Source organism: Ideonella dechloratans (assembly GCF_021049305.1).
In the GTDB taxonomy this organism is placed as follows: Bacteria; Pseudomonadota; Gammaproteobacteria; order Burkholderiales; family Burkholderiaceae_C; genus Ideonella; species Ideonella dechloratans.
In genome coordinates this window covers 112,244-131,228 of the sequence record NZ_CP088081.1, presented here as the reverse complement: position 1 = coordinate 131,228, position 18,985 = coordinate 112,244, and the positions used below count along the sequence as shown (strand labels likewise).

At 71.1% G+C, this 18,985-nt stretch carries 20 protein-coding genes; 6 read left to right on the top strand and 14 right to left on the bottom strand.

Annotated elements, in window-relative coordinates; genetic code table 11:
• Positions 1 to 13 precede the first annotated feature (13 nt).
• The 3 genes from LRM40_RS00620 to mnmG form a co-directional block, all read right to left on the bottom strand.
• Positions 14 to 823: a ParA family protein gene (locus LRM40_RS00620; RefSeq protein ID WP_151122489.1), complete on the bottom strand. Its 810-nt coding sequence runs from the start codon at positions 821 to 823 to the stop codon at positions 14 to 16.
• A 151-nt stretch (positions 824 to 974) separates the two neighbouring features.
• A complete protein-coding gene (gene rsmG, locus LRM40_RS00615) occupies positions 975 to 1,640 on the bottom strand; it encodes a 16S rRNA (guanine(527)-N(7))-methyltransferase RsmG (RefSeq protein WP_151122488.1) in 666 nt (221 codons plus the stop codon).
• Positions 1,641 to 1,657: 17 nt separating this feature from the next.
• Positions 1,658 to 3,670: a tRNA uridine-5-carboxymethylaminomethyl(34) synthesis enzyme MnmG gene (gene mnmG, locus LRM40_RS00610; RefSeq protein ID WP_151122487.1), complete on the bottom strand. Its 2,013-nt coding sequence runs from the start codon at positions 3,668 to 3,670 to the stop codon at positions 1,658 to 1,660.
• Positions 3,671 to 3,791: 121 nt separating this feature from the next.
• On the opposite strand from mnmG, the gene LRM40_RS00605 reads away from it, so the two are divergent.
• Positions 3,792 to 4,085 (top strand): YkgJ family cysteine cluster protein, encoded by a 294-nt coding sequence (locus tag LRM40_RS00605; protein ID WP_151122486.1) that lies wholly within the window; start codon positions 3,792 to 3,794, stop codon positions 4,083 to 4,085.
• Here LRM40_RS00605 and LRM40_RS00600 read toward each other — a convergent pair.
• On the bottom strand, positions 3,995 to 4,261 hold the full coding sequence (locus LRM40_RS00600) for a DUF2061 domain-containing protein (RefSeq protein ID WP_151122485.1): 267 nt from the start codon (positions 4,259 to 4,261) through the stop codon (positions 3,995 to 3,997). The genes LRM40_RS00605 and LRM40_RS00600 overlap by 91 nt on opposite strands.
• A 132-nt stretch (positions 4,262 to 4,393) precedes the next feature.
• Between LRM40_RS00600 and LRM40_RS00595 the strand changes: the two genes are divergently transcribed.
• Entirely contained in the window at positions 4,394 to 5,077 is a 684-nt protein-coding gene (locus LRM40_RS00595) for a Crp/Fnr family transcriptional regulator (RefSeq protein WP_151122484.1), read from the top strand.
• A gap of 118 nt (positions 5,078 to 5,195) precedes the next feature.
• On the top strand, positions 5,196 to 5,384 hold the full coding sequence (locus LRM40_RS00590; protein ID WP_151122483.1) for a YgaP family membrane protein: 189 nt from the start codon (positions 5,196 to 5,198) through the stop codon (positions 5,382 to 5,384).
• Positions 5,385 to 5,395: 11 nt separating this feature from the next.
• Here the strand turns inward: LRM40_RS00590 and LRM40_RS00585 are convergent, their stop codons facing one another.
• From LRM40_RS00585 to LRM40_RS00570, 4 genes are all read right to left on the bottom strand, one after another.
• Positions 5,396 to 7,543 (bottom strand): peptidase domain-containing ABC transporter, encoded by a 2,148-nt coding sequence (locus LRM40_RS00585; protein ID WP_151122482.1) that lies wholly within the window; start codon positions 7,541 to 7,543, stop codon positions 5,396 to 5,398.
• A 10-nt stretch (positions 7,544 to 7,553) separates the two neighbouring features.
• Positions 7,554 to 8,816: a beta-barrel domain-containing protein gene (locus LRM40_RS00580; protein WP_151122481.1), complete on the bottom strand. Its 1,263-nt coding sequence runs from the start codon at positions 8,814 to 8,816 to the stop codon at positions 7,554 to 7,556.
• A 224-nt stretch (positions 8,817 to 9,040) separates the two neighbouring features.
• A complete protein-coding gene (locus tag LRM40_RS00575) occupies positions 9,041 to 9,205 on the bottom strand; it encodes a hypothetical protein (RefSeq protein ID WP_170288794.1) in 165 nt (54 codons plus the stop codon).
• A 118-nt stretch (positions 9,206 to 9,323) separates the two neighbouring features.
• Positions 9,324 to 10,052: a helix-turn-helix transcriptional regulator gene (locus LRM40_RS00570; RefSeq protein WP_151122480.1), complete on the bottom strand. Its 729-nt coding sequence runs from the start codon at positions 10,050 to 10,052 to the stop codon at positions 9,324 to 9,326.
• Between the two features lie 241 nt (positions 10,053 to 10,293).
• Here LRM40_RS00570 and LRM40_RS00565 point away from each other — a divergent pair, with 241 nt between their 5' ends.
• On the top strand, positions 10,294 to 10,563 hold the full coding sequence (locus LRM40_RS00565) for a DUF4902 domain-containing protein (protein WP_148289673.1): 270 nt from the start codon (positions 10,294 to 10,296) through the stop codon (positions 10,561 to 10,563).
• Between the two features lie 31 nt (positions 10,564 to 10,594).
• Here the strand turns inward: LRM40_RS00565 and LRM40_RS00560 are convergent, their stop codons facing one another.
• The 4 genes from LRM40_RS00560 to LRM40_RS00545 all read right to left on the bottom strand — a co-directional run bounded on the left by LRM40_RS00560 (position 10,595) and on the right by LRM40_RS00545 (position 15,795).
• Positions 10,595 to 11,758, bottom strand: coding sequence for an ABC transporter permease (locus LRM40_RS00560; protein ID WP_151122479.1), 1,164 nt, complete (start codon positions 11,756 to 11,758; stop codon positions 10,595 to 10,597).
• On the bottom strand, positions 11,755 to 12,540 hold the full coding sequence (locus LRM40_RS00555) for an ABC transporter ATP-binding protein (RefSeq protein WP_151122478.1): 786 nt from the start codon (positions 12,538 to 12,540) through the stop codon (positions 11,755 to 11,757). Before LRM40_RS00555 ends, LRM40_RS00560 begins: the two co-directional genes overlap by 4 nt.
• Positions 12,537 to 14,033, bottom strand: coding sequence for an alpha/beta fold hydrolase (locus tag LRM40_RS00550; protein ID WP_170288793.1), 1,497 nt, complete (start codon positions 14,031 to 14,033; stop codon positions 12,537 to 12,539). Before LRM40_RS00550 ends, LRM40_RS00555 begins: the two co-directional genes overlap by 4 nt.
• Positions 14,034 to 14,187: 154 nt before the next feature.
• Positions 14,188 to 15,795, bottom strand: coding sequence for a thioredoxin family protein (locus LRM40_RS00545; RefSeq protein WP_231067648.1), 1,608 nt, complete (start codon positions 15,793 to 15,795; stop codon positions 14,188 to 14,190).
• A 138-nt stretch (positions 15,796 to 15,933) separates the two neighbouring features.
• On the opposite strand from LRM40_RS00545, the gene LRM40_RS00540 reads away from it, so the two are divergent.
• Positions 15,934 to 16,503, top strand: a complete 570-nt coding sequence (locus tag LRM40_RS00540) for a GNAT family N-acetyltransferase (RefSeq protein WP_170288792.1) — start codon at positions 15,934 to 15,936, stop codon at positions 16,501 to 16,503.
• Here the strand turns inward: LRM40_RS00540 and LRM40_RS00535 are convergent.
• Together LRM40_RS00535 and LRM40_RS00530 are read right to left on the bottom strand one after the other, a co-directional pair.
• Positions 16,452 to 17,282, bottom strand: coding sequence for a hypothetical protein (locus tag LRM40_RS00535; protein WP_151122475.1), 831 nt, complete (start codon positions 17,280 to 17,282; stop codon positions 16,452 to 16,454). The two genes, LRM40_RS00540 and LRM40_RS00535, sit on opposite strands and share 52 nt — an antisense overlap.
• A gap of 10 nt (positions 17,283 to 17,292) precedes the next feature.
• Positions 17,293 to 18,249, bottom strand: a complete 957-nt coding sequence (locus LRM40_RS00530) for a LysR family transcriptional regulator (RefSeq protein WP_151122474.1) — start codon at positions 18,247 to 18,249, stop codon at positions 17,293 to 17,295.
• Between the two features lie 111 nt (positions 18,250 to 18,360).
• Between LRM40_RS00530 and LRM40_RS00525 the strand changes: the two genes are divergently transcribed.
• Positions 18,361 to 18,981 carry an FMN-dependent NADH-azoreductase gene (locus tag LRM40_RS00525; protein ID WP_151122473.1) on the top strand — a complete coding sequence of 207 codons (621 nt, stop codon included), beginning with the start codon at positions 18,361 to 18,363 and terminating at the stop codon, positions 18,979 to 18,981.
• Positions 18,982 to 18,985 lie beyond the last annotated feature (4 nt).

Below are 18,985 nucleotides of genomic sequence, written 5' to 3'. Positions count from 1 at the left end.
GCGGCCACCGTCGTCAGGCGCGGGCGCTGTCGTCCGCGGGCGCGGTCGTCGGCAGTTCGCCGGCCACCCGGGCCACCATCTCCTGGGCGAACTGCACGAAGGCCTGCGCCCCCTTGGCGGCGGGGTCGAACACCACGCCCGGCAGGCCGTAGCTGGGCGCCTCGGCCAGGCGCACGTTGCGGGGGATGACGGTGTCGAACACCTTGTCGCCGAAATGCGCCTTGAGCTGGTCGCTGACCTGGGTCTGCAGCGTGATGCGCGGATCGAACATCACCCGCAGCAGGCCGATGAGCTGGAGGTCCCGGTTCAGGTTGGCATGCACCTGCTTGATGGTGTTGACCAGGTCCGTCAGGCCTTCCAGCGCGAAATACTCGCACTGCATCGGCACGATCACACCGTGCGCACTGCACAGCCCGTTCAGCGTCAGCATGCTGAGGCTGGGCGGACAATCGATCAACACGAAGTCATAGTCTGCATCAACCGCCTTCAGCGCTGCGCGCAGGCGTTCGTTGCGGCGCTCGAGGGCCACCAGTTCCACCTCGGCGCCGGAGAGCTCGCGGTTGGCGCCCAGCACGTCGTAGCCACCCTTGTCCGAGCGGACCTTGGCTTCGGGGATGGAGGCGGTTTCCAGCAGCACGTCGTAGACGCTGTGGCCCAGGGTGCGCTTGTCCACGCCAGAGCCCATGGTCGCATTGCCCTGCGGGTCCAGGTCGACCAGCAGCACCCGCTGCCCGACGCTGGCCAGGCCCGCGGCCAGGTTCACACAGGTGGTCGTCTTGCCGACGCCACCTTTCTGGTTGGCAATGCAGAAGATCCGGGACATGGGGATGCGGTGGACGGGAAAGCGGCCATTGTCGCCGAGGGCGGGCCGGTCGCCCTCCCCACACGCAACAGAAAACGCGCCCGAGGCTGTGGACAAGCTTGGGGACAAACCCCGGACAAGCTGTGCCCACCCTGTGGGCGGGTGGTGGGAATCAGATGGCGGGGCGCATCCAGACCAGGCAGCGCTGGGCCTCCAGGCCCGGCACGGCCAGCGGCGACACCCCGGTGATCCGCACATCCGGCGGCACCGCCGCCCGCTCCTCCTCCGTCAGATGGGCTTTCATCGCCACCCATTGGCCCTGCGGCGCCAGGCGCTCGCGGGTCAGGGCGATGAAGTCGGCCAGGGAGGCGAAGGCACGGGACGTGACCAGGTCAAACGGCGGTGTGTCCATTTCCTCGACCCGCTGGTGCACCGCCTGGAGGTTGGGCAGCCCCAGTTCCACCCCCACCTGGCGGATGAAGCTGGCTTTCTTGGCCACCGTGTCCACACAGGTGACCTGCCACTGCGGACGCACGATGGCCAGCACCACGCCCGGCAGGCCAGCGCCGCTGCCCACATCCAGGATGCGCCAAGCGGTCTGCCCATCCCCACCGCGGGCGGCCTCGGCGCCATCCAGCAGCGGCACGGCCGCCAGGCAGTCCAGCAGGTGCTGACGCAACATGTCCTGCGGGTCCCGCACGGCGGTCAGGTTGTAGACCTTGTTCCAGCGCGCGATCAGATCCAGGTAGTCGAGCAGACGCTGCTCGGTCTCGGGCGACAAGGGCAGGCTCAAGGCCGACAGGCCCCGGCTCAGTTCGGCATGGAGCGGATGGGTCATGGGGTGGCGCAGCGCCTTCAGGTTTGCGGGGAAGTGGCTTCGTCGGAGGTCTCGGCAGCAAAGCCCGCCAGACGCTTCTTCTTCAGGTGGACCAGCAGCAGGGAGATGGCCGCGGGTGTGATGCCCGAGATGCGCGCCGCCTGGCCCAGGGTCTCCGGGCGGTGGCGGTTGAGCTTCTGGCGCACCTCATGACTCAGGGCCGTCACCTGTCCATAGTCCAGGTCGGGCGGCAGTTTCAGCCGCTCATAGGCCTGGGCACGCCCCACCTCCTCCTGCTGCTTGTCGATGTAGCCGGCGTACTTGGTGGCGATCTCCACCTGTTCCACCACCGCGGTGGCCAGGGGCAGCCCCAGCTCGGCATTCAGTGTTTCACGTGAAACACCCGCGTCCGGCCGGGCCAGCGCGGCGATCTCGGCCACGGTGTCGAAGCCCACGCCCGGACGGCGCAGCAGGTCGCTGAGGTTGTACTCGCGCTCGATGGCCTTGCCCAGGAGCCGTTCCGCCGCCTCGGCGGGGAAGATGCCCGGGTGGACCCAGGTGGACTTCAGGCGCTCTGTTTCACGTGAAACAGCGTCGCGCTTGCGCGCGTAGGCGTCCCAGCGCGCATCGTCCACCAAGCCCAGCGAGCGGCCCAGCTCGGTCAGCCTGGCGTCGGCGTTGTCCTCCCGCAGCTGCAGGCGGAACTCGGCCCGGCTGGTGAACATGCGATAAGGCTCGCTCACGCCCTTGGTGATCAGGTCGTCCACCAGCACGCCCAGGTAGGCCTGGTCGCGCGCCAGCACCAGGGGCTCGCGCCCCAGGGCCTGCAGGGCTGCATTGGCCCCGGCGTACAGACCCTGGGCGGCCGCCTCCTCGTAGCCGGTGGTGCCATTGATCTGGCCAGCGAAGAACAGGCCCTGGATCTGTTGGGTCTCGAAGGTGGACTTCAACTCGCGCGGGTCGAAGTAGTCGTACTCGATGGCGTAGCCCGGCCGCAGGATGTGGGCGTTCTCCAGCCCGGGCATGGACTGCACCGCCGCCAGCTGGATGTCGAAGGGCAGGCTGGTGGAGATGCCGTTGGGATAGAACTCGTTGGTGGTCAGGCCCTCAGGCTCCAGGAAGATCTGGTGCGAGTCCTTGTCCGCGAAGCGGTTGATCTTGTCCTCGATGCTGGGGCAGTAGCGCGGGCCCACGCCCTCGATCTTGCCGGTGAACATCGGGCTGCGGTCGAAGCCGGAGCGGATGATGGCGTGGGTGCGCTCGTTGGTGTGGGTGATCCAGCAGGGCAGCTGGCGCGGGTGCATGGCCGCCTCCCCCAGAAAGCTGAACACCGGCACCTCGGGCCCGGTCGGGGCCGATTCGCCCCAACGGCCCACCAGCCCCACCCCGTCCCCGGGCTGTTCGGCGAGCTTGGAAAAGTCGATGCTGCGCCCGTCGATGCGCGGCGGCGTACCCGTCTTGAGCCGGCCCTGGGGCAGCTTCAGCTCCTTCAGGCGAGCCGACAGGCTGACCGCCGGCGGATCCCCGGCCCGGCCGCCGCTGTGGTTCTGCAGGCCCACATGGATGCGCCCGTCCAGGAACGTGCCCGCCGTGAGCACCACGGCGCGGGCCCGGAAGCGGATGCCCACCTGGGTCACCGCCCCCACCACCCGGTCGCCCTCCACCATCAGGTCGTCCACTGCCTGCTGGAACAGCCAGAGGTTCGGCTGGTTCTCCAGGCGGCGGCGAATGGCGGCCTTGTAGAGAATGCGATCGGCCTGGGCCCGGGTGGCACGCACCGCCGGCCCCTTGCTGGAGTTGAGGATGCGGAACTGGATGCCACCCTCGTCGGTGGCCAGGGCCATGGCCCCGCCCAGCGCGTCCACTTCCTTGACCAGGTGGCCCTTGCCGATGCCGCCGATCGAGGGGTTGCAGCTCATCTGCCCCAGCGTCTCGATGTTGTGGGTGAGCAGCAAGGTGGCGCAGCCCATGCGGGCCGCGGCCAGGGCGGCCTCGGTACCGGCATGGCCACCACCCACCACGATGACGTCGAATTCCTTGGGATACAGCACGAGCAGGCTCCTGCGAGGCGAACCCTCTATTTTAGGCTGCCCACCCTTTGGCGTCACCGGCACGGTCAAGACCCTGCCCAGGGCCCACCGCCGCCACTGTTTCACGTGGAACAATCCCGCCATGGACTGCCGCCCGCACTGTGCCGCCTGCTGCATCGCCCCGTCGATCTCCTCCCCCATCCCCGGCATGCCCCAGGGCAAGCCGGCGGGCATGCGCTGCGTGCAGCTGGATGCGCAGGACCGCTGCCAGATCTTTGGCGACCCGCGGCGGCCGGCGGTCTGCGGCTCACTGCAGCCCTCGCCCGAGATGTGCGGCGACAGCCGTCAGCAGGCCATGATCTGGCTGGGTGGGCTGGAAGCCGCCACCAACCCGGCCCCGGCCCCGACCACCTCCCCCTCTTCGCCGGCGGGCTGAGCGCGGGCGTGCTCGCGGCGCTCCCACCAACCTTCGAAGAAGTGGTGGGCCACCATGTTGCACAGCGGCTCCACCACGGTCAGCACCCCGGCCGTGGCCACGCTGCCGGTGAAGGCATAGCCCAGGCCGAAGGCGATGCCGACGTGCATGGCGCCGAAGCTGAGGGTTTTGGCCATGGTGGACTCCGTGTGGGTGGATGAAATCGTTGAGAACGGTTCTCATTGTGCTGAAGCGATGCCCACCGCGGCATCGAATCTCTGCATGGCGGCGATAGCCGCCTGACGGCCCGCCGCCGATACACTGCCGCCATGCCCGTGCCGTCCCCATCGCCCCTGCCCCTGGCCGAACGGCTGTCCGCCCTCTACCCGGCCGTGGCCGCCCTGCCCGCCGCGCTGCGGGACAGCGTGCTGGCCGAAGACGCCGCGGTGATGACCGTGCCGGCCCAGGCGCCGCTGTTCCAGGAAGGCGCTCCCTGCCAGGGCTTTCCGCTGGTGCTCAGCGGCGAGGTGCGGGTGGCCCGCGGCGCGCAGAACGGTCGCTCGCTGGAGCTCTACCGCGTGGGCCCGGGCGAGCTGTGCGTGGCCTCCACCTCCTGCCTGTTCGGCCACAGCCTGATGGTGGCCCATGGCGCCACCACAGAGCCCACCGAGCTGGTGGTGCTCAGCCCGCGTGGCTTCGACCGCTGGGTGATCGACGCTGGCTTCCGCCAGTTCGTCTTCGGCATCTTCGCCGACCGCCTGGCCGACCTGATGGCCCTGGCCGAGGCGGTGGCCTTCCAGCGCCTGGATCAGCGTCTGGCCGGCACCCTGCTGGGCCACGGCGCGGTGGTGGCCAGCAGCCACCAGGCCCTGGCCGACGAGCTGGGCACCGTGCGCGAGATCGTCACCCGGCTGCTCAAGCGTTTCGAACGGGCCGGCTGGCTGCGCCTGGGACGCGAGCGCATCGAGGTGCTGGACGCCGCCGCCCTGCGCCAGCTGGCCTCCGGCGGCTGAGCGCCCCGGCCCGCGCGGTCGGCTGTGTGACCGCAGTCACAGACCAGGCCAGCTGCCGGGCGCACAGTACGCCCATGCGCTCGCCAACGAGCGTGCCTTCCAAGACCAGGAGAGACTCATGCAAGCCAATGTCGGCGGTTTCGACCGCATCGCCCGCATCCTCGTCGGCCTCGTGCTGATCGCCCTCACCCTGACCGGCACCATCGGCGTCTGGGGCTGGATCGGCATCGTGCCGCTGGCCACCGGCGCCCTGCGCTTCTGCCCGCTCTACACGGTGCTGGGCATCAAGACCTGCCCGATGAAGTGAACTGAGCGGCTTCAGCCGCCGACCGGCCGGTCCTCGATCAAGCGGCCATCCTTCAGCACCAGCACCCGCTGGGCGCTGGCGATGGTCTCGGGCCGGTGGGCCACGATGATGCGGGTCAGCTGCAGCTGCTGCACCGCCTGGTTCACCAGGCGCTCGCGGTCCACGTCCAGCGCGCTGGTGGCCTCGTCCAGCAGCAGGATGCGCGGGCGCTTGTACAGCGCCCGGGCCAGCAGAATGCGCTGCTTCTGCCCGCCCGACAGGCTGGTGCCCATGTCGCCCACCAGGGTGGCATAGCCCATGGGCATGGCCAGGATCTCCTCGTGCACCGCGGCCTGCCGGGCGCAGGCCTCGATCCAGTCGCGGTCCGGGTCGGGCGCGAAGAAGGCGATGTTGTCTGCGATGGAGCCGGCGAACAGCGGCTCGTCCTGCATCACCGTGCCGATCAGGCTGCGCCAGCGGGCCCGGCCCAGGCGGGCCAGCGGCAGCCCGTCGATGCAGACCTCGCCGCCTTGCGGGGCGTAAATGCCCAGCAGCAGCTTGAGCAGCGTGGTCTTGCCACCGCCCGAGGGCCCGGTGATGGCCACCGACTCGCCCGGCGCCACGCTGAAGCTGATGTCCTGCAGCACCTCGGCCTCCACATCCGCGTAGCGGAAGTGCAGGCCCCGCACCGTCAGCCGGCCCGTCAGCTCGGTGCCCGCAGGCAGGGGCGCGCCGGCGTCCTCCTCGGGCGGCGTGCGCACGATGTCGGCCAGGCGCTCGCCCTGCAAACGCAGCAGCTGCAGCTCGCCGGCCTTGTCGATCAAGGCGCCGAAACGGGTGGCGAACTGCTCCTGGTAGGCCAGGAAGGCGAACAACATGCCGGTGCTGATCTGCTGGTCCATCACCGCCAGCCCGCCCAGCCAGACCACCGCCACCCGCTCCAGGCCGAAGATCAGCCGCTGGCCCACCGACAGCACCAGCTCGTGCCGGCGGGCCACCAGGCTGGCGTTCATCGCGTCCACCACCAGGTTCAAAAAGCGCGACTGGCGCCGCCCCTGGGCATTGAACAGCTTGATCGCGCCCACCCCGCGCAGCGACTCGAGGAAGTGGCTGCTCTTGCGGGCCTCGTGCACCAGGGCCTCCTCGGAGGCCTCCTTCATCGGCCGGTACAGGGCCCAGCGCAGCACCGCGTACAGCGCCACCGCGGCCACCGCCACGGCGGTCAGCGTCGGGCTGTAGGCCAGCATCAGCACCAGGGTCAGCAGCACCATCAGACCGTCGATCACCGCCTCGGAGAACTGCATCGACAGTGCATCCTGGATTTGCTGCACCGCAGCAAATCTCGACCACACATCGCCGGTGTGGCGGCGCTCGAACCATTCCAGCGGCAGGCGCAGCAGGTGGGCGAAGACCTGCCCCAGCCACTGCAGCTTCAGAGTGGAAGACAGGTGCAGCACCGCCCAGGAGCGGGCGGCGGCCGCCACCGACTGCAACAGCACCAGGCCGCCGAAGCCCACGCCCAGGGTCAGCAGCAGGTCGCGGTCGCCGGTGGGCAGGGCGCTGTCCACCACCCACTGCAGAAAGAAGGGGCTGCCCAGCACCAGCAGCTCCAGTGCCAGCGCCAGCAGCAGCACCTGGCCCAGCGCCCGCTTCCAGCCCAGCACCCGGCCCATCAGCTCGCGCAGGCGCACCGGCTGGCGCTCGCGGCGGGGCACGAAGGCCGCGGTGGGCGTGAACTCCAGCGCCACGCCGCTGAAATGCGGTGACAGCTCGGCCAGGCTCATGCGGCGCACGCCGCGGGCCGGGTCGTGCACCGTGGCCACGCCGCGCTTCAGCCCGGCCAGCACCACGAAATGGTTCAGGTCCCAGTGCAGCACCGCCGGCAGGCTCAGCTGGGCCAGCTGCGCCGGCTCGGCCCGCAGGGCGCGCGGCGCCAGGCCCAGGGCCGCGCCCATCTCGCAGACATCGGCTGCCGTGGCCCCCTTCATCGAGATCTGGAAGCGGCTGCGCAGGGCCGGCAGATCGGTGTCCAGCCCATGGGCACCGGCCACCATGGCCAGGCAGGCCAGGCCGCATTCGGCGGCCTCGGTCTGCAACACCAACGGCACGCGGCGGCGGCCCCAGCTCGTGCGCAGGCCGCGCAAGGCCTCGGTTCCGGCGTCAGGGGTCGGTTCGGTCATGCGTGCGTGCTCACCAGCGCTGGCGCCAGCCCAGCAGGGGCTCCAGCACCCATTCGATCAAACGGCGGCGCTCCAATTGGATGTCGGCGTCCAACTGCATGCCCGGCTGCAGGGGCTGGGCCAGGCCGCCCGCGCGCATGGCCTGGGCCGACAGCGTGACCACGATGCGGTAGAGCGGCTGCGGCGCGCCCGTCTGGGAGGCCAGCGGCAGCCTGGCCAGCTCGGTGGCCTGGGCCGGGGCCTGGGCCACCTGGCGGACCGTGCCGTCCAGCCAACCGTACTTCTGGTACGGAAAGGCCTGCAGCCGCAGGCGCACCGGCTGCCCCGGCCGCACAAAGCCCAAGGCGCTGGACGGCGCGTACAGATGCGCCTGCAGCGGCGCCCCGGCCGGCCACAGGCTGGCCATGGCGAACTCGTCGCTGACCGCCTGGCCTGCGCCGGCGTAGATGGCGGTGACGGTGCCGGCCATCGGCGCGGTGACCGGCAGCACCCGGTCGGCCGCCGCCGGGTCAGCGCGGGTGGCGGTCTCGCGGATCTCGTCGCGCTGCCGGGCCAGGGCCTGCAGCTGCTGGGCCGTCTGCGCCGGCAGCTCGCGCGCCTGGGCCTGCAGATCGGCCAGGTCACGCGCCAGCGAGGCCCGCTGCCGCAGCAAGGCGGCGCCGTCGGCGCGCAGGCCCATCACCTCTTCCTGCTTGGCCTGCACCTGGGCGGTGGAAACGAACTGCTGGCCCGCCAAGGATTCCAGCCGGGCCTGGGCCTGTTCGGCCAGGGTCAGGCGCTGCTGGTGGAACTGGACCTGCTGCGCCAGCTGCTGCAACTCGCGCTGCAGGGCTTCGATGCGCTGCGCCAGCGACTGCTGCTGGGCCTCGGCCACCCGGCGGGTCTGCTGCTCGGTGTCGGCCAGGCTCTGCAGCCGGGCGTCGAAGGTCTGCTGCAGCTGCCCCTGCGGCGCTCCGGCCAGGCGGGGATCGCCCACGGCCAGGGTCATCAGCAGCTGCCCGGCCCGCACCGGCTGGCCTTCCTGCACCGCCAGACGCTGCACCCGCGCCACCTGGGGCGGCACGATGCGCACCAACCCGCCGGCAGGAATCAACACACCGCTGACCTGCACGCGGCGGCTGCCCTGCCCCCAGGCCAGGAACAGGCCCAAGGCCAGCACACTGGCCACCACGCCGGCGGTGATCCACGCCAGTGGCAGGGGCTGCGACAGCTGCAGCGTGCCCAGCCATTCCCCCTGTCGGTGACGCAAGGCCTCGGGTCGGAACAGGCTCACCCAGCCTCCTCAGGACTTCGGCGGGGGGATGGTGTGTGCGGCATGGCGGGCAGATGATAGGGCGTCGGCAGCCGCCCAAAAAGAGACGGCGGCCCGGTTTCCCGTGGCCGCCGTCGAGAGATCCCAACACGTCCTAGTTCTGGACTTGTCTTCCCTGAGAGTGCTTGAAGTGAGAATCGCCCTCCCCAGGCCGATTCACGATGACAGCGTCTTTGCTTCTTGTCTTACCAGCCGCCGCGCGGCAGGGCATCAACGGCGTCAGCGCTGGTGCCGCCCACCACAGCCCGCAGCTCGGTGTCGGACATCTGCTGGAGCGGCTGCACCGGTGCAGTCTTGGCACGCAGCGCGCCCAGGGTGTTGGAAACGATGGACTTCAGGACTTGCTTCATGGTGGTTGACTCCGTTGATCGGTGCGCATCGAGCGCATGGAGTCATTGAACCAAGTCCCCGCTTTTGACGACACTGTCAACTCTTACAGGGCGTCACCCTCCGCAACACATCCCCTGCTCAGTGGATCAGGCCCAGGCGCAGCGCCTTGAGCACCGCCTGGTGCTTGTTGGTGGCCTCGAGCTTGTGCATCGCATTCTGCAAATGCAGCACCGCGGTGCGCTCGCTGATGCCCAGGATGGTGCCCACTTCCCAGGCCGTCTTGCCCTCCATGGTCCAGCGCAGGGCCTCCAGTTCGCGGGGCGTCAGCTTGGGTCGCTCCAGCGCCACCGCGTTGGGCGCCACGAAGAGCCGCAAGGCCGCTTCCTGGGCGTGCACGGCAAACAGCTGGATGTCGGCCACGATCCGGGTCAGGGCAGCCGGCTCCTTGGGCAAGGCTTGGTCACGGTCCACGCCGAAGGTGAAATGGCGGCCCTGCGGGAGATGCATGGCCAACGCAATCCCGGTGCGATAACCGAAGGCCGCCTGCTCTTCCCAGAGCTCTTCGACCCCGTTGCGGACATAGGTGGCCTGGTCCCACAGGATGGGCACAGTACCCCGCTTGCAGTGCTGCATCACAGGATCGCGGCGCCAAATCTGGTTGTTCTGAAAGCCGTCCTTGTAAGCCTGCGGCGTGTTGTCCACCGTGAAGAAATCGGAATGGGTCAGCGACTGATCGATGACCGTCATCGCCGACACATAGGCGAAGCCCAGATCCTGCGCAAAGCGGATGACCTCCTGGCGGAAATCCGCTTCAGTCTGGGCCTGCATGACCGACAAGAAGCTGCCATGCAGCATGCCGGCGGTCACAGCGCTGCCTCCCGCACCGCACAGGCCGGGTTCCCCCAGGCATCCCTGACAGGTCTTACATCTAGCTCACGCACGTCGTCCATTCCAGACTATCGCCATGCTCTCGCTACCGAATGCTCATGCACCCTCGCGCTCGCGCGGCGCCATGCCACCCCCCTGGTCCTTGTATTTGTGGCCGACGGTATTTTGGCAGGCAAACCGGCCACAAACTTGTCGCTTTGTGCACGTCGGCACGCGTGTGATGCGCGGAAGTCCACGCGATCCGCTGTGCGGCCAGACCTTGTGGTGCGAATCCTCGCCCCAACCCGAGGCCGGGCTGCTGTGGGACTGGGTGGAGATCAACGAAGGCGTGGTCGCCATGGCCGACCCGATGGGCGTGCTGACCAACCTGCGTCTGGTCAGCGACGAAGGGGCGGTGATGACCAGCAACGAAGCCGCCCTGCACCTGAACGGCCTGATCCACCAGCTGCCCTGGCAGGACGAGGTGTGGCGCTCCTTGCGCCAGGCCTGAGGCCCCGGCGCGGCGCCCCCCACCGCGTCACTCACCGCGCCACCACCTTGGCGAGCTGCCGGGCCACGTAGGCCAGACAGGCGGCGGTCAGGGCCGCACCGATCACCGCGGTGATCAGCCAATCGCCCCAGCCCAGCACATCGCCACGCAGCACGCGGTTCATCAGCGTGCTCTGCGCCAGGGCCGGCACCCACAGGTGCCAGGGCCGCTCGCCCCCCTGGTCGATCATGCTCATCATCGGCAGCAGGGACACGCCCAGCAGCAGCACGCTGGCCCCGGCCTGGGCCTCCTTGAAGGTCTTGCAACGGATGGCGATCGCCATCAACAGGGCCGAGAGGCTGGCCGCCAAAGGCAGCAGCACCGCCATGAAGGACAGCGCCTCCGGCCAGCCGTACTGGAAGTTGGCGGCCAGGGTCTCGCTGCGCAGCAACCACTGCCCCGAGAGAAAGCTCAGGCTGGACAGCAGCGCGATCAGCATGGCCACCGCGGCCACCGCCCCCCACTTGCCCACCACCAGGCCCGCGCGGGTGGCCGGCGTGGTCAGCAGCGGCTCCAGCGAGCCGCGCTCGCGCTCGCCCGCCGTCGTGTCCAGCGCGGCGTTGAGCGCCCCGTAGAGCACCGCCATCAGCACGAAGAAGGGCAGCATGCCGGTCAGGCGCATGGCGCGCGCGGCCGGGCTGCCCAGGTCGCGCGGCTGCACGTCCACCGCCTGCAGCAGGGCCGGCGACACCCCGCGCACCAGCAGGCGCAGGGCCGCCTGCTCGCGGTTGAAGCCCTGCAGCAGGTTCAGGATGCGCTGCTGGCCGCTGTCGGCGCGCTGGTTGCTCGATGAACTCACCACCTCCACCGTGGGCACCTCGCCCCGGCGCAGGTCGGCCTCGAAGTCCTTGGGCACCACCACCACCGGGTCCCCCAGCCGGCTCTGGGCCAGCTGCTGCTCGTAGTCGGCCGGGGCCTCTCGCACGGTGTAGGTCTGGCGTTCCAGGTAGTTGCGCAGCGTCGGCGCCTGGGCGATGCCCTGCACCACCACCTCGCGCGCCTCGGCCTGCTTCTCCACCCGGGCCACCAGGGTGGAGATCAGCATCAGCACCAGCGGCCCCATGGCCACCGCGCTGAGCAGCACGGTCATCAGGGTGCGGCGGTCGCGCAGCGCGTCCACCAGCTCCTTGCGGAAGACGGTCCAGGCGCCGGTCATCGTGCGCCCTCCCCGCCCGCGGCGGCGGCCCGCTCGGCATCGTCAAAGGCCAGGCTCACGAAGGCCTCCTCGAAATCGCTCTGACCGGTGCGGGCCAGCAGCTCGGGCACCGTGCCCTGGGCCACCGTGGTGCCCCGGGCGATCACCACCACGTGGTCGCACAGCCGCTCCACCTCCTGCATGATGTGGGTGGAGAAGACGATGCACTTGCCCTCCTCGTTGCGCAGCCGGCGCAGGGCCTCGCGCAGCGCGCGGGTGGCCAGCACGTCCAGGCCATTCGTCGGCTCGTCCAGGATGATGTTGGGCGGGTTGTGCACCAGGGCCCGGGCCAGCGCGGTCTTCATGCGCTCGCCCTGGCTGAAGCCCTCGGTGCGGCGGTCCAGCAACGGAGCCATGTCCAGCACCCGGGCCAGGTGCTCGGCCCGGGCCACCGCATCGGCCACGCGCATGCCCTGCAGGCGGCCGTGGTAGACGATGTTCTCGCGTGCGGTCAGGCGCGGGTACAAGCCCCGCGCATCCGACAGCACGCCCAGGCGCGCCAGCGCGGCCTGCGGCTCGCGCGCCACCTCCAACCCGTCCACCCGGGCCTGGCCGGCATCGGGCGAGAGCAGCGCCGCCACCATGCGCAGCGTGGTGGTCTTGCCCGCGCCATTGGGGCCCAGCAGGCCGGTGATGGCGCCATCGGCCGCCTTCCAGCTCACCGCCCGCACCGCAGGCACCACCTTGCGCTGGCGGCCGCTGCCGGTGACGAAGGTCTTGCTCAGTCCGGCCACCTCGATCATCGGGCACCTCCCTGCGGGGCCGATGCGGCCGTCGGTGACATCAGCGGCAGCAGCGCGGGTGGCCGCGGCATCCTGGCGGCACAGGCCGCATCGGCGCCCACCTGGGCCAGGGCCTTGGCATCGTTGGGCTCGTCCAGGAAGCGGAACACCACGTCGCGCATACAACCCAGGCTCATCACGCCGTGGCCGCTGTGCGGCACCACGATGTGCACGGCCTTCGGCCCCAGGGCCTTGGCCACGCGCTCGGCATGGACCGGGGGCGTGGCCGGATCCACCGCGCCGGACAGCAGCAACACCGGCGAGGACGCCGGCGGGACGGTGTAGAAGGCCGGCGGCAGCTCGCCACGCGGCCAGTCGCGGCAGCTCTCGCGGTACAGGCGCTCCTGAAAGTCGCCAAAGTCGGTCAGCGCGGCCTCGCCGCCCGGCTTCATGCGCGGCACGTCCTCGGCGCAGATCACCGAGAAGTGCATGCCGGTGGCCAGGCCCAGGCCTCGCCCGCCGCCCATGGCCCCCATGCCCAGACCAACCAGGGCCTCGAAGCGGCCCTGGCTGGCCTGCAGCACCGCCAGCGGCAGGGCCGAGGCGGTGAGGGGTGCATACAGCGGCGGCAGGACCAGGCTGGCCAGCATCGCACGGCTGAGGGTGAAGGTCTCTGGCTGACCGGTGAAGGGGTGCGCCACCGTGATCTTGCGCGGCAGGCTGCCCAGCAGGGCCTGCCACTGGGCGCGGGCGTTCGGATAGGTGGCGTGACAGTTGGCATCCTGGGCGCAGTCGTCGAACACCGCCTCCAGCGCCGCCTGCGCACCGGTGGCAAAGCTCTGCGGCAGCACCATGTCGGCCGGGGCCACGCCGTCGAGCACCATGCGCCGCACCCGGGCGGGGAACTGGCGCTGGTACTCCAGCGCCGCCCGGGTGCCGTAGGAAGCGCCCACCACGTTCCAGCGCGCCACGCCCAGGGCCTGGCGCACGGCGTCCAGGTCGGCCATGGCGATCGGCGTGGTGAACTGGCGCAAGTCGCCATAGGGCAGCTTCTGCAACCGGGCGCGGCAGGCCTGGAGCACACGCTGCTCGCCCGCCGGGTCCATGCTCTCGGCCAGCGTGCGGGTGGGTTGGTCATCGTCGCAGCGCAAGGGCGCGCTCTGCCCGGTGCCGCGCTGGTCCACCAGGATCACGTCACGCCGGTTGAGCTCGCGCGTCATGAGCTGCGAGATCGGACCGGCCAGGGAGATCGCGCTCTGTCCCGGTCCACCGGCGATGAAGACCACCGGATCGGGCAGACGCCGCCGGGCGATGGCCGGCAGCACCGCCACATGCAGATCGATCTGCACGCCCTGGGGCCGGGCCGGATCCAGCGGGCGGCGCAGCACGCCGCAGCGGGCATCGACCTCGACGTCCTTCAGGCGGCAGGGGTGCAGTTGCAGCGTCGGTGCCGGCGGTGTCGCCTGGGCCAGGGCCGGCCCCATGGCACCGGCCAGCAGGCCACCCCACAACATCCCCCGCAGCCAGCGGGTGGACGTCCTGAACGCCGTCCCGCGGCGAACCCTCGGCAATGTCAGCATGCCGGCGATTCTCGCCAGCTTTGGGTGGCCGCCCACCCTGCAAACCGGGGGTTCGACACAGACTGTCGCAGTTCGGCCTCAGCCGCCGTCAGCCCTTGAACAGGCCGTCGCAGGTCGCCTTCTGGCCATCGGCCGCCGGCAGCTTGGCGCAGACCGGGGCCAGCTGGGCCTGCAACCGGCCGATCACCGCCTGGTGGTGCCCCTGCTTGCTCCACTTGGCGAGCTGGCTGCCCACCTTCTGCAGCGAGCGCGCGCTGCGCTCGTAGAAGGCGCCCTCCTGGGCCGTGGCTTCGCCCAGCACCTTGCCGGCGGCCTTCTCGATGCTGCCTTCGTCCTGCGGCGCCAGCTCCACCAGGGCGCTGACGTAGTTGGCGCCCCACTGCAGGCGGGTGGCCGGCCCCACGCTCTTGTCCCAGGCCTGGCCGTACCAGCGCAGGGCGCCGGCCTTGTCACCCAGGCGGCGGGCGTTGCCACCCAGCTGACTCATCAGGTAGTAGGGCGAGTGGCTCTTGGCCAGGTTGGACTCCAGCAGGGCATTGCTGTCCTGCCACAGGCCGGCGCTGGCCAGGGTGTGTGCGGCGCCGGTGATGACCGCCTGGCGCTCGAAGCCGTCGGTGATCTCGCGGTCCATGCGCGCCGCCGTGGCCTTGACTTCCTCGGTCAGCGGCTTGGGCAGCTTGGGATGCAGGCTGTCCTCGGGCTGGTCCAGGCGGGCCAGATCGACCCGCGCGGCCAGGGCCGAGAACTGGTCCCCGCGCGACAGCGTGGCGTCACCCTGCAGCCGGGCCAAGGCCGCATCGGTGACCCGCACCAGGGCCGCCTGGGCCGGGCCGGCCTTGGGCGCCAGGGCGCGCACGATGTCGGGCGCGTAGTTCACCAGCACGTCCATCTGACGGCGGCTGGCGGCCGCGTCGGCCAGCAGCTGGCGCACCCGCGGCTCGGTGGCGGCACCGCCGGGCACCGGCTGGCCGGGTTCGGTCGCGGCCAGGGCCTTGAGCAGGAGGCGGGTGGCCGAATCGGCCTCGGCCGCCGGGCAGGCCGCCGCCAGCCGGCCCAGCAGGGCCGCGCGCTCGGCGGCCGGCACCAGTTGCGCCTCGTCGGTGTCCCAGGAGTAGAAGGCCAGCGTGCGCCACTCGTTGGCGCTCACCGCCTTGCCGCTGCGGGCATCGGCCAGCACGGCCTTGATGGGGCGGCCGCCGGCCAGGCCCTGTTGCAGCAGGTTCATCACCTGGGTGGGCTCGGCCTCGCCCGGCAGGCGGGTGATCTCCTGGCCCTGCGGGCTGAACAGGATCAACGTCGGGTAGCCGCGCACCTTGAAGTGGGCGCCCAGCTTCTGCGCCCCGGGGGCGTCGCCATCGATGTGCACCGCCACGAAGCTGCGCGAGCGCTCGATGAAGTCCTGCCGGTTGAACAGCGTGGCCTTGAGCTGGTTGCAGGGCGGGCACCACTTGGCGCCCCAGTAGACCAGCACCGGCTTGTTCTCGCCCTTGCCCTGGGCAAAGGCGCGGTCGATGTCGGCCTGCGCCGAAGCCTCCAGCCAGGCCACGCTGGACGTGGCCGGCGGGTTGGCCGCCTGGGCCGACAGGCCGGGCAGCCCCAGGCTGGCGGCAAGAACGCCCGCAGCCGCCAGGCCACGCAGGCCGGGACGCACGGTGAGAAGCGGATGGCACAGGGAATTCAGAGGCCGGTTGGGCACGACGCACTCCAGGTCGAAGGTGCCTGGAGCGGCCGGGGCTCGTGGCCCGCGGCGCCCGGCGGCACCGGGCTGTCAGAAAAGGTCAGCCGCCGATTTTGCGCGATGATGGGCCACACGCCAGCGGCTCCCCCCAATCCCGTGACGAAGACGCTGTATCTCACCCCGCGCCTGCAGGTGCGCGAGCTCGCCCCAGGCGACGAGCCCCTGCTGCTGACGCTGCACGGCGACCCGGCCGTGGCCCGCTGGATGGGCGACGGCACGCCGCTCACGCCCGAGATGTGCCTGGCCTGGGTGCGGGTCTCGATGAACAACTACGCCAACCAGGGCTACGGCTACTGCGCCGTGTTCGAGCGGGCCTCTGGCGAGTTCGTCGGCGGCTGCGGCTTGATCCATCCGCCGGGCGAGCCCCGCCGGCCGGTGGAGATCATCTATGCCCTGCGCCCGCCCTTCTGGGGCCGCGGCTATGCGCGGGAGATGGTGAGCGCCATGCTGGACTGGGGGGCGCGGCAGCGCGGCCTGCGTCAGGTCTGGGCCACGGCCATGCCGGACAACACCGCCTCGGCCCGGGTGCTGGCGGCGTCGGGCCTGCACTGGCAGCACACCCGACCCGATGCCGATGGCGAGCCCACGGCCACCTGGCTGTGGGAGGCGCCGGCTCAGGCGACCTCTTCGCCCGAAGCCCCGGGGTCATCACCCAACCCCGTCTGAGCCTCGTCCTCGAAGCGCCGGGCGTCCGCGCGGGCCAGGGCCATCCACAGCGCCAGCGGCAGCACGAAGGGCCGCCGCGGCGCCGGGCGCAGCACCTCCAGCGCGCCGAAGGTGCCCGGCTGCCCGGCCAGCGGATGGGCCTGCATCACCCCGTAGGCTTCCGGAATCTCCTCGGCCTGGCCGATGCCCGCGGCCAGCACGTACCAGCACTGGCTGGCCACCGCGGCATAGGCCGCGCCCTTGGCCGGCTTCTTCAGGTCGGACAGCAGATCGGCCCGCGACACCTTGATCTCGTGCGCCACGGGCTCCACCCAGTCCTCACGCGTGGTGTGGCGGATGGAATAGACATCGGGCATGGCCTGGACCCAGCGCACCGGTGCCAGCGCCGGCTCGGGCACGGCCCCGACGTCGAACACCGACGGCGCCGGAGGCGGCACGACATCAGGGGCATCGAGCGCCACCGGCGCGCGCAGGCTCAGGCCCTGCCAGACGATGCGGCCGGCCCGGTGCATCTCCAGCGCCACCCGCGCCACCAGGCCCTCGTGGGCGCTGCGCGCGCTGCGGTGACCCTGGGCGTCCTGGGTCATCAGGCGCAGGCCGGCTTCCGTCAGGCGCAGGGTGTCGCGGCCCTGCAGGTCCGTTTCTCGGGTCAGCAGGCCGGCCACCAGCAACTCGGCCTCCAGCAGGTCGTGGCTGGGCCAGCCCGCCGAGCGCCACAGCGCCCGCAGCCGGCGGCGGTGGGCCACGCCCAGCCGGGGTGGCGGGGGCAGATCGGACATGACCGCGATGCTACGCCGGGCGGCAGGGTGCGAGGGCCTCGGCCAGGCAGTCCACCAGGGCACGGGTCTTGGCCGGCATCAGCCGCCGGCCGGGAAAGACCGCCCACATCGATTCGGGAGGCAGCTGCCAGTCGGGCAGCAGGCGCACCAGGCGGCCGGCCTCCACCAGCGGCCGGGCCAGCAGCTCGGCGGTGGCCGTCACGCCCAGGCCGTCGGCCGCCATCTCCAGCAGCAGGGCCGGCAGGTTGGCCTGGGTGCTGCGCGCGGGCAGCCCGCTCCAGACCTCCTGGCCGCCATCGGCCCCCAGCCGCGACAGGGCCCAGGGCCGGGCGGCCCGCCCCGGCGTGCCCAGCAGCAGGCCGTGCGGCAGATCCCCCTCCACCCCGGGCTCCAGCAGCTGGCGCGGGTGGGTCCAGCCGCGTGCGTGGTCGGCCGCCCAGGTCGGCGCGGCATAGAGCCCCCCCTCGAAGGTGGCCAGGCGGCGCGCGCTGAGCGTGGCGTCGTCGGCCAGCACCCCGCCGCGCAGGGCCAGGTCGTAGTTCTCGGCCACCAGGTCCACCCGGCGGGACGACAGGTCCAGCTCCAGGCTGACCCGGGGGTGTGCCCGGGCAAAGCGCGCCAGCGCCGGCGCCAGCACGCCCACCGCCAGGTCGGCCGGCATGGACACCCGCAGCAGGCCGCTGGGCTGAGCCTGGCGGTACTCGGCCAGGGCCAGCGTGGCGTCGGTCTGGGCCGCCACCTCGCGGGCATGTTCCAGCACGGCGGCGCCGAAGTCGGTGATCGTCAGGCGGCGGGTGGTGCGGCGCATCAGGCGCTCGCCCAGCCGCTCCTCCAGCGCCGAGAGCCGGCGCGACAGCGTGGACTTGGGCCAGCCCAGCTGGGCCGCCGCCAACGTGAAGCTGCCGCACTCGGCCACCCGGGCGAACAGCAGCAGATCGGCGGGATCGAGCCAGGGGGTGTCGGTCATGGCAGCATTGTTCCACCGAAGGAACAAACAAACCCGAAATAGCGGATTTATCGCCGTGGAATGTCTCAATACAGTGAACCCATCGACCCCCACTTCCCACCAAGGCTCCCCATGAAACTCCTGCAGATCAACGGCAGCGCCCGCCGCGTCGAACAAGGCGCCCTCTCCACCCTGCTGGCCAACGAGCTCAGCGCCGCCCTGCTGGCCGCCCGCCCGGGCAGCCGCGCCACCGTGCGCGACCTGGCGGTGCAGCCGCACCCGGCGCTGGACGAGGCCGCCCTGGGCGCCCTCTTCACCCCGCCCGAGCAGCGCAGCCCTGAGCAGGCCGCCCGCGTCACGCTGGACGACCTGGCCATCGAGGACATCCAGTCGGCCGACACCGTGGTGCTGGGCGTGCCGATGTACAACTTCGGCATCTCCAGCCAGCTGAAGAACTGGATCGACGCCATCGCCCGGGCCCGGGTCACCTTCCGCTACACCGAGCAGGGCCCCGAGGGCCTGCTGACCGGCAAGACGGTGTACGCGGTGCTGACCCGCGGCGGCATCCACCGCGACCAGCCCAGCGACACCATCGTGCCCTACCTGCGCGCCGCGCTGGGCTTTCTGGGCATGACCGACATCCACTTCATCTACGCCGAAGGCCTGGCCCTGGGCCCGGACGCCCAGGCCCGCGCCCTGGCCGAAGCCCGCGCCGAAATCGCCCGGCTGGCCGCCGAGGCCGCCGCGCGCTGAGCCT